Origin of the sequence: Gallibacterium genomosp. 2 (assembly GCF_000771895.1) — a bacterium.
In the GTDB taxonomy this organism is placed as follows: Bacteria; Pseudomonadota; Gammaproteobacteria; order Enterobacterales; family Pasteurellaceae; genus Gallibacterium.
In genome coordinates this window covers 1-10001 of sequence record NZ_JPXY01000074.1, presented here as the reverse complement: position 1 = coordinate 10001, position 10001 = coordinate 1, and the positions used below count along the sequence as shown (strand labels likewise).

At 37.2% G+C, this 10001-nt stretch carries 9 protein-coding genes; 7 read left to right on the top strand and 2 right to left on the bottom strand.

Features of this window, described 5'->3' with window-relative positions:
* Positions 1-323: 323 nt before the first annotated feature.
* Positions 324-2261, top strand: a complete 1938-nt coding sequence (locus P375_RS11800) for a DNA topoisomerase III (protein ID WP_039137280.1) — start codon at positions 324-326, stop codon at positions 2259-2261.
* Here P375_RS11800 and P375_RS11795 read toward each other — a convergent pair.
* Positions 2247-3011, bottom strand: a complete 765-nt coding sequence (locus P375_RS11795) for a DeoR/GlpR family DNA-binding transcription regulator (RefSeq protein ID WP_039137277.1) — start codon at positions 3009-3011, stop codon at positions 2247-2249. The genes P375_RS11800 and P375_RS11795 overlap by 15 nt on opposite strands.
* 240 nt (positions 3012-3251) lie before the next feature.
* Between P375_RS11795 and ltnD the strand changes: the two genes are divergently transcribed.
* The 6 genes from ltnD to P375_RS11765 all read left to right on the top strand — a co-directional run bounded on the left by ltnD (position 3252) and on the right by P375_RS11765 (position 9388).
* On the top strand, positions 3252-4151 hold the full coding sequence (gene ltnD, locus P375_RS11790; protein WP_039137275.1) for an L-threonate dehydrogenase: 900 nt from the start codon (positions 3252-3254) through the stop codon (positions 4149-4151).
* 1 nt (position 4152) lies between these two features.
* The gene (gene otnK, locus P375_RS11785; protein ID WP_039137273.1) at positions 4153-5391 is read left to right on the top strand and encodes a 3-oxo-tetronate kinase; all 1239 of its coding nucleotides are present in this window, start codon (positions 4153-4155) and stop codon (positions 5389-5391) included.
* Entirely contained in the window at positions 5388-6020 is a 633-nt protein-coding gene (locus tag P375_RS11780; protein ID WP_039137271.1) for an aldolase, read from the top strand. The genes otnK and P375_RS11780 overlap by 4 nt, the downstream gene beginning before the upstream one ends.
* 2 nt (positions 6021-6022) lie before the next feature.
* Complete coding sequence (locus P375_RS11775; protein WP_039137269.1) at positions 6023-6799, top strand: HPr family phosphocarrier protein; 777 nt, start codon at positions 6023-6025, stop codon at positions 6797-6799.
* A gap of 74 nt (positions 6800-6873) precedes the next feature.
* Positions 6874-7560: a cyclase family protein gene (locus P375_RS11770; RefSeq protein ID WP_039137267.1), complete on the top strand. Its 687-nt coding sequence runs from the start codon at positions 6874-6876 to the stop codon at positions 7558-7560.
* Positions 7561-7588: 28 nt separating this feature from the next.
* Positions 7589-9388, top strand: a complete 1800-nt coding sequence (locus P375_RS11765; RefSeq protein WP_039137263.1) for an alpha/beta hydrolase — start codon at positions 7589-7591, stop codon at positions 9386-9388.
* Positions 9389-9444: 56 nt separating this feature from the next.
* Here P375_RS11765 and znuA read toward each other — a convergent pair.
* The coding region (gene znuA / locus P375_RS11760; RefSeq protein ID WP_039137261.1) for a zinc ABC transporter substrate-binding protein ZnuA at positions 9445-10001 on the bottom strand (557 nt) is incomplete at its 5' end.

Here is a 10001-nt window from a genome sequence, read left to right as displayed (position 1 = left end):
TTGCTTGCTTGCTTGGATAATATTAAATATCATTAAAGTTCTCCGTAAAAATAGACGAATTTATTGTAAAATTATTTACAGTAAACGTCTTACTTTTGTTTTATAAAATATAATATTTGGTTACTATAGAATACTAATAATACCCTAAATGAATTTAATTATTCTACATCAAATTCAACTTTATTTAAGTTAATTTTGTTGTTTTTATAAAATAAATGGTTCGTTTGTTTGATTTTTATCATAAGTTTTCATCCATTTTTTAGGCTACAAAAAAGTCTTTTACTTTACTACAATAGTTATTATTTTTTGTTTTTATTATTGTTATGCGCCTTTTTATTGCAGAAAAACCAAGTTTAGCTCGTGCCATCGCTGATGTATTGCCTAAACCCCACCACCGTAATGATGGTTTTATTCGTTGCGGTGAGAATGATTATGTTACTTGGTGTGTCGGACATTTATTGGAGCTGGCAGAGCCGGATGCTTACAATCCGGCATTTAAACAGTGGCGACTGGAACATTTGCCGATTATTCCGCAGCAGTGGCAGTTTTTAGCCAAAAAATCGACCGCTAAACAGCTTGCAGTGATTAAACAGCTGTTGAAACAGGCGGATGTTATTGTGCATACCGGCGACCCGGATCGTGAGGGGCAATTATTGGTGGACGAATTATTTGCCTATTTTAAGTTACCAAAAGAGAAAATCGCCACCATTCAACGCTGTTTGGTCAATGATTTAAACCCAGCGGCGGTGAGTAAAGCTGTCAATAAATTACAACCGAATCAAGACTTCAAATTTTTAACGATTTCCGCATTGGCACGTTCACGCGCAGATTGGCTTTACGGCATTAATATGACGCGCGCTTATACGTTGCGCGGTCAGCAAGTTGGTTATCGTGGTGTGTTGTCGGTCGGGCGTGTGCAAACGCCGGTATTAGGTTTGATTGTGCGCCGTGATTTGGAAATCGAACATTTTGAACCGAAAGATTTTTTTGAGGTACAGGCAACAATTCACCATTCCGCAGCAACAGTTACCGATAATCCGCAGCCGAACGGCTATCCGTTTAAAGCCTTATGGAAACCGGGCGAGGCTTGCGAACCTTATCAGGATGAAGAGGGCAGAGTTTTATCAAAAGCATTGGCGGAACACGTTGTTAAACGCATTAGTGAAAAGCCGGCATTGGTTACCGAATATCAAAGTAAAACAGAAAAAGAGATGGCACCGCTGCCTTATTCTCTGTCTGCGCTGCAGATTGATGCCGCCAGAATGTATGGAATGTCGGCGCAACAGGTGTTGGATATTTGCCAGCGGTTGTATGAAACGCACAAAGCGATTACCTATCCACGTTCGGATTGTCGCTATCTGCCGGAAGAGCATTTTGTCGAGCGTGAAAAAATTTTTAGTGCGATTTCTAATAATTGCCAGCAATATCAATCCTTTGTAGAGGGGTTTGATCCTACACAAAAAAATCGCTGTTGGAATGACAAACAGGTGGAAGCGCACCACGCTATTATTCCGACTGCCAAACAGAATTTGCGTTTAAACAGCGATGAGCAACATATTTATCAGTTGGTGGCTCGCCAATATTTAATGCAGTTTTATCCGGATGCGGAATATCATAAAACTAAGATTCAGCTAGCGATTGATAACGGCATATTTGTGGCACAAACGAGAGGCTTGGCGAGTGCTGGTTGGAAAAAGTTACAAGGAAAAGAGGATGATGATCCGCAAGCAAATATTGCAGCACTGCCGACAGTAAAAAAAGGCGATGAACTCTACTGCTCGGGCGCGGAGGTGTTGAGCAAAAAAACACAACCGCCAATGCATTTTACCGATGCAACCCTATTGTCAGCGATGACCGGTATTGCCCGATTTGTGCAAGATAAAGCCCTGAAAAAAGTTTTACGAGAAACAGATGGTTTAGGCACAGAGGCAACACGAGCCGGAATTATTGAATTACTGTTTAAACGCGGTTTTTTAACCAAAAAAGGGCGGCAAATTCATAGCACTGAAGCAGGACGAATTTTAATCGGGGCATTGCCTGATATTGCGACACAACCTGATATGACAGCACATTGGGAGCAGCAACTGGAGCAAATTTACCGAAAAAAATTGAGTTATCAAGCTTTTATGCAACAACTGACTACACAGTTACCGCAATTGATCCAACAGATTGATCTACAAAAATTAATGTCGTTAAGAAATGTACCGCAACAGAGACAAACTAAAAAACGTTTTACCCACCGTAATTCAACTGCCGGCTAAAACGAATTCAATATCCATTGCTTTGATTGCTTTTTGGATATTTTCCGGCAACTGATCATCAGTGATCAAACTATCAAAGGCGGTTAATTCACAGATCCAAAAGGTTGCCAATTTACCGTATTTTGAGGAATCGGTAACTAACGTTTTGTGGCGACTTGATGCCAAAATTGCACGTTTAACTGCCAGTTTACTTTCATCCGGTGTGGTAAGACCTTTTAAACTCCACGAAGAAGTCGATACAAAAGCAAGATCAATCGAAATGTTTCGCAGAAATTGTGCCGCCAGTTCACCGACCGCAGAGCGATTTAATTTATTGATTTTCCCGCCAGTATGTATCAACTCGCTTTGACCATTAGTAATCAAAAAATCAGCCACTGAAAAATCATTAGTAATGATCAACAAATCCTGTCTGTCAGCAATATGTCGTGCGATTTCCAGAGTAGTTGTACCTGCATCAAGATAAATGGTGGCATTTTTAGGAATTCGTTTGGCTGCACATAAACCTATTTGTTCTTTTTGTTCCTGAAATAGAAGTGATTTAGCCGTATGCGGTGGTTCAAAAGCGAGTTTTTCTTGAATTTGTACACCGCCAGAAACGGAAATGACTTCACCTTTCTCTTCCAATTTTTGAATATCCCGACGGATAGTCATATGAGAGACACCAAGCATTTCCATTAAAGTGTTAATGCTGACGATATTTTGTTCACTGACAATATTTAGGATACGTTTTTGTCGTTCTGCGGGAATCATTTTTTGTCCTAATTGGTTTTTTACAAATTATAACGTTGAACATTTGTTTGATCCAATAAGATTTATTTTTAATAAAAACATAGAGATATGCTTTATTTAATAGCTGTATAAATTCGATTTAACAAAATAAAACAAAAATATGTGAATATTTGTTAAATATTGTGATCCAGATCGCATAATTTATTTTTTAAATCACTTAATATACTAATATTAAAAAATAAACAACTAAGGAGATTAAAAATGACATATTCAGTAGCTGTTGTTGGCTTGGGTGCAATGGGAATGGGGGCTGCTTTATCCTGTATAAATGCTGGGCTTGATACTTATGGCATTGATTTAGATGATAAATTACTTGAAAAACTTAGCGTTTCTGGCGCAAAGGGGGTTGGAAAAAATGCCGGTAATTTTGCAGATAAGTTAAATGCGGTAGTGTTATTGGTAGTGAATGCTAAACAAGTAAATCAAGTCTTATTTGGAGAAAACGGATTGGCAAAACTGCTAAAACCGGGTACTGCTGTAATGGTTTCATCTACAATTTCTGCACAAGATTCAAAAGAAATTTCACAAAAATTAACAAATTTGGGTTTGTTAATGTTGGATGCACCGGTTTCTGGCGGTGCAGCAAAAGCTGCGATTGGGGAAATGACAGTGATGGCAGCTGGCTCTAAAGAATCCTTTGCGGCGTTACAACCAGTGTTGGATGCTACCGCAAGCAAAGTTTACAACATTGGTGAAGAAATTGGGTTAGGGGCAACCGTGAAAATTATTCATCAATTATTAGCCGGAGTGCATATTGCAGCAGGAGCTGAAGCGATGGCATTAGCGGCAAAAGCGGGTATTCCTCTTGATTTAATGTATGACGTGGTAACTCACGCTGCCGGTAATTCGTGGATGTTTGAAAATCGAATGAAACACGTTGTGGAAGGTGATTACAGCCCATTATCAATGGTTGATATTTTTGTGAAAGATTTAGGTTTGGTTAATGATACTGCAAAATCTTTGAAATTCCCGCTCCATTTGGCAAGCACTGCTTACAGTATGTTTACTGAAGCTAGCAACGCTGGTTATGGTAAACAGGATGATAGTGCGGTGATTAAAATTTTCAGTGGTGTTGAATTACCAAAAAAACAGGAGAAGTAAGATGTTGGGTGTAATTGCAGATGATTTTACAGGTGCAAGTGATATTGCCAGTTTTTTAGTGGAAAATGGTTTACGAACTGTACAAATGAACGGTGTGCCTCAAACCGCATTGGAGCAAGAAGTGGATGCAATTGTGATTAGCTTGAAATCACGTTCCAATCCTGCACAGGAAGCGGTGCAACAATCTTTAGAAGCGTTGCATTGGTTACAAAATAATGGTGCAACACAATTCTATTTTAAATATTGTTCAACCTTTGACAGCACAGCAGAAGGGAATATTGGTCCAGTAACTGATGCATTACTGAATGAATTAGATGAAAAATTTACCATTATTACACCAGCATTACCGGTAAATGGACGCACAATTTTTAACGGTTATCTCTTTGTTGGTCAGATGTTATTGAATGAATCAGGTATGCAGAATCACCCGATTACCCCGATGACAGATGCGAATTTAATGCGTTTAATGGATCGTCAAGCACAAGGCAAAACAGGATTAGTACCTTATGCTGAAGTCATTAAAGGTGCAGATAACGTTAAACGGTGTTTTCATAATTTACAGCAACAAGGTTTTCGTTATGCCGTGATTGATGCAGTTGATAATTCGCAATTAGCCGTGTTAGCGGAAGCGGTTGCTGATATGAAATTGGTTACTGGCGGTTCCGGTTTAGCGGCTTATATGGCGCAGCATCAGGCACAAGGTAAACGGCACCAAGCCTTTGTTCCACCAAAAGGTAAAACAGTCATTTTATCTGGTTCTTGTTCAGTGATGACCAATAAACAGGTGGCATATTATCAGACTAAAGCAGCAACACAGTGGCTCGATGTGGAACAGGTGTTGAGCAATGATAATTATGTTGAACAGCTTTTTGATTGGTTTGTTGAACATTTGGATGATGCTCAGGCTCCTTTGGTTTATGCCACTGTTGCTCCGGAAAAATTAAAGCAGATTCAACAACAATTTGGAGCGGAAACTGCCAGTCAGGCGATTGAACAGGCATTTGCCCAATTAGCGGAAAGATTACGTAATTATGGTGTGACCAACTTTATTACTGCTGGCGGTGAGACCTCAAGTATTGTAGTACAAAAATTAGGCTTTAAAGGTTTCAATATTGGTAAACAGATTGCTCCGGGCGTACCTTGGTTGGGCGTGTTGGATGCGCCGGTTTATCTTGCATTGAAATCAGGTAATTTCGGTCAAGAATCTTTCTTTAGCTATGCACAGGAGATGATGAAATGACGGAGCAAGAAATTAAAACACAATTAGTGCAACTTTCGCGCTCGTTGTTTGAACGTGGCTTTAGCGTTGGTGGTGCAGGAAATATTTCGGTGAGATTAGATGATAATCGTTTTTTAGTTACACCAACAGGATCTTCTTTAGGGCGTTTGAATGAAGAGGAAATCTCTGTAATTGATGCTGAAGGTAAATTGTTGAGCGGTAAAAAACCATCAAAAGAGTATTTTTTTCATTTAGCGCTTTATCGTGAAAAACCGGAATGTAATGCGATAGTTCATCTTCATTCCACTTATTTGACAGCATTATCCTGCAAAGCGGATTTGGATTATGACAATGCTATCAAAGCCTTTACACCTTATTACGTGATGCGTGTCGGTCGTTTGCCGGTGATTCCTTATTATCGACCAGGAGCTGCGGAAATAGGGCGAGATTTGGCAGCGAAAGCCAAGGAGAGTAAAGCATTTTTATTAGCAAATCACGGTGTAGTGGTTTGTGGCAGTGATTTACGAGATGCCGTGGATAATAGCGAAGAGTTGGAAGAAACAGCGAAGTTAATGTTTATTTTACAAGGACAGAATATTCGTTATCTCTCAGATGATGAAGTGAATGATTTAAAAAATAGGGGGAAATAGTTATGCCTAAGTTTGCAGCAAATTTATCAATGATGTTTACAGAAGTGCCGTTTCTTGATCGTTTTGAAGCGGCAGCCAAAGCGGGATTTGAATATGTTGAATATCTTTTCCCTTATGAATATCCGGCAGAGGAATTAAAAGCAAAATTGGATCAATACGGTTTAAAACAGGTGTTATTCAATACTGCACCGGGTAATGTTGCTGCTGGAGAATGGGGAGTTTCTGCTATTCCGGGGCGTGAAGTCGATAGCCATAAAGACATTGATTTAGCTCTTGAATATGCGATTGTTTTAGGTTGTCCAAATGTTCACGTAATGGCTGGCGTAGTGCCTGAACTGTCTCAATACGCAAAATACAAGCAAACTTTTATTGATAATGTTCGTTATGCCGCTGATAAATTTAAAGCTCACGGAATTAATGTGTTGTTGGAAGCATTAAGCCCACAAGTTAAACCGAATTATTTGATATCAAGTCAATATCAAACTTTGGAATTAGTGGATTTAATTAATCGCGATAATGTTTTCGTTCAACTTGATTATTTCCACGCACAAAATGTAGATGGCAATTTGGCACGTTTAACCGATAAATTGCAGGGCAAATTTGCTCATGTGCAAATTGCCTCCGTTCCGGATCGTCACGAACCTGATGAAGGTGAAATCAATTACTCCTATATCTTTAAAAAACTTGATGATATCGGTTATCAAGGTTGGGTTGGTTGTGAATATAACCCACGCGGTAAAACAGAAGATGGGTTAGGTTGGTTTACTGCATATAAATAACTATTTTTATGTTATTTGTAAATTTATAGAGATTTAATAAATCTTTTATTATTTGATTAATAAGGAGAATTACTATGTTTATGTTCTTATCTCATCCCTTAGATCCAAATGATGTAGCGTGGCCGGGAGAGCCAGTTGTAAAAGTAACAAGATGTACTGATGTTACTGAAGATTGTCCATTTAGCAGCTTTATTAGTGAAATACCTAATCATTTTGGCACACATATGGATGCTCCACGCCATTTTGTGAAAGATGGGTTAAGTATTAATGAATTGCCAATGGAATATTTTTGCCATAAAAAAGTAGCATTATTGGAAATTCCGAAAGGAGAGGCTGAAGGAATTACTCAGGATGATTTAGAACCCTATGCAGATGTTTTATCTGAAGTATCTTTTGTATTTTTACGTACTGGTTTTGAGAAATATCGAACAGAAAATCCTGCTCTTTATCAAAATGAAGGTCCTTATATTGCTACAAGTGGTGGACAATATCTTTCTCACTGTTTCCCAAATTTAAAAGCGATTGGAATTGATTTTCTGGCATTGGGATCGCCTTCGTCTCGAGTTCCAGAAAGTGAGAATCCAAAATATTGTCATTGGGCTATTTTAGGTTATCACTCAGGTCGTTTTGTGGGAGTAATTGAAGATATGCATTTAGCCGAACTACCTGGTAGTGCAAACATTGTTCAATTTTTTAATCTACCATTGCGTATAACAGGATTAGATTCAAGTCAAGTAACTTGTATTGTTGAGATAGACTAGGTTATTGTTTTAGATAAAGGAAAGAAAAATGAAATTAAAAAATAGTTACTTTATTGCTTTAGTTTTCCTTGTGTTTGCTATATTAGCTTCTTATTTAGGTGCTCAAATAGAACGAGATTTTGGGCGTATTGATGTACAAACAATTATTATTCCTACAGAAGAAAATCAACCAATGGTAGCAAAACTTTATCGTCCTATATCTGCTACAGAACAAACGCCTAAACCGGCTCTATTAGCGTTGCATGGTTACCAAAGTGATAAAGAAGCAACAAATACATTTGGTTCATTAGAATTAGCTAAACGTGGTTTTGTTGTACTTGCTATCGACCATTTTGGACATGGTTATTCTACAAAATTACCAGCATCTAATAAAACAATTAGTGGAGCAAATAATGGATATCAATATTTAAAAAATTTACCTTTTGTTGATCCAAATAGGTTAGGAATCTTTGGACATTCAACAGGAGCATTAAATGCAATTCGTGTAGCAAAACTTAATCCAGATCATAAAGCAGTAAATGGATTGAGCAGTAATGGCGGTGATCCCGAATTACATAATTATTTGCTTACTCAAGGATTGTATGAAGAAATTGGTGGGTATCGTGAAAAAACATTTCCAGTGAAAGATCTTATAAAAAATCCTTCACGTTTAAAAGCTTTTTCTTTAGAAGAAAATGACAAATTACTATGGAACTATACATATGGTTCTTTTGAAAATGGTACAGCAAGGAGAGCTGCATTGGTTGATGGTACACATCTTGGAGTCATGATTGCGGAAAAAAGCAATAAAGAAGCAATTTTGTGGTTTAATCAAGCATTACAAAATGGAGTAAAAGATCAAGATTGGATTAATCCTGATGATCAAACTTACTGGTATAAAGAATTTTCAGGTTTAATTGCATTATTTAGTGCTATTCTTTCAGCACTATTTTTAATTAATGGATTATTAAAATTGCCATATTTTTTTGCTATCACTCAGGAGGTATCACAAAAAACAGCTTTATCTAGTAAAAAATGGTGGAGCTTTGCTAGCATAAACATTATTTTAACTATGTTACTGTATCCTATTTTTACTCAATGGGGAGGAGCAAATGAACCTATTGCGGCAAAACTGAGTTTTATGCCTCTTGAAATGGGAAACGGTATTATCAGCTGGTTTTTGGTAAGTTCAGTAATAAATTTGCTCTTTTTTATCTTCTGGAAGAAATCAAACTTGAAACTTTCATTACAAGAGTTTGGCGTATTTAATCACCCTAATATAGGTTTGAGCTCATTAATATTTCGATCTTTATTATTAAGTCTAATTGCTATAGGCTATCTTTATGTTTTAGCCTACGTTTTACACGCTTGGCTAGGAGTAGAGTTGCGTTTTCTATGGCCTCTTTTAAAGCCATTAACTATAGAAAGAGCAGAATTGTTTATTGTTTATTGGTTGCCAATATTGATTTTCTTCTTTGTTTTCAATGGATTAGTTCTTGGAGTACAAATGAAACAGCCAATGCGACAAACATTTTCTTCTACATTAGTAATTTGGTCGATAAAAACTATCATTTTTGCTGTAAGTGGATTATTGATCTTATGGCTATTTCATTTTGTTCCTGATTTTATGCAGATTGGTCCAGGTTTTGATTTAATCGGTTTACCACAATTTGGTGGGCGATGGATGATGATGCTAGCCGTGATTATACCTCAATTTATTGTATTTATAGTGATAAATCATTGGTGTTACTTGAAAACAGGTTATATCTATTTAGGGATTTTTTTTACTTCAATATTAATGACATGGATATTAGTTGGTGGACAAGTAATTGGACGATTTTTGGCTTAATCATAAAAATATGATTAATAGGGGTTATCCTTTTTAAGGATAACCCCTATTTTATCTTAATTTTTTAAACAATCAGAAAAATCCTCAGCGATCTGCTGTAAAAATGCACTGTAAGATCCTTTTCCTAAAGCAATTTTTTCACCCATCGGATCTAATTGTCCGATTTTGACATTTGTACTTTGTTGCAAGGTTTGAAGCACTTTCGGGGTAAATTGTGGTTCTGCAAAAAGACACTTAACTTTATGTTCATTAATTTCTTCTTTAATTTTTGCTAATTTTTTAGCTCCCGGAGCAATCAAAGGGTTAATAGTGAAATAACCAGTTTGTTGCAATCCGTAAGCATTTTCAAAATAACGATAAGCATCGTGGAAAACATAAAAACCTTGGTCTTTAAATTCGGCAAGTTGTTGAGTAATTTGCTGATTTGTTGTGGTTAACTGTTGTTTGAATGTTTCGAGGTTAGCGGCAATTTTAGCTTGGTGTTGCGGATAAAGTTGAGTGAGCTGTTGAGCTAATTGTTCTGCAACTTGTTCGCTGATTTTCGGTGAAAACCAGACGTGCCAATCTTGCTCTAATTCGTTGGTTGAGTGATGATGGTCGTGGTCGTGGTCGT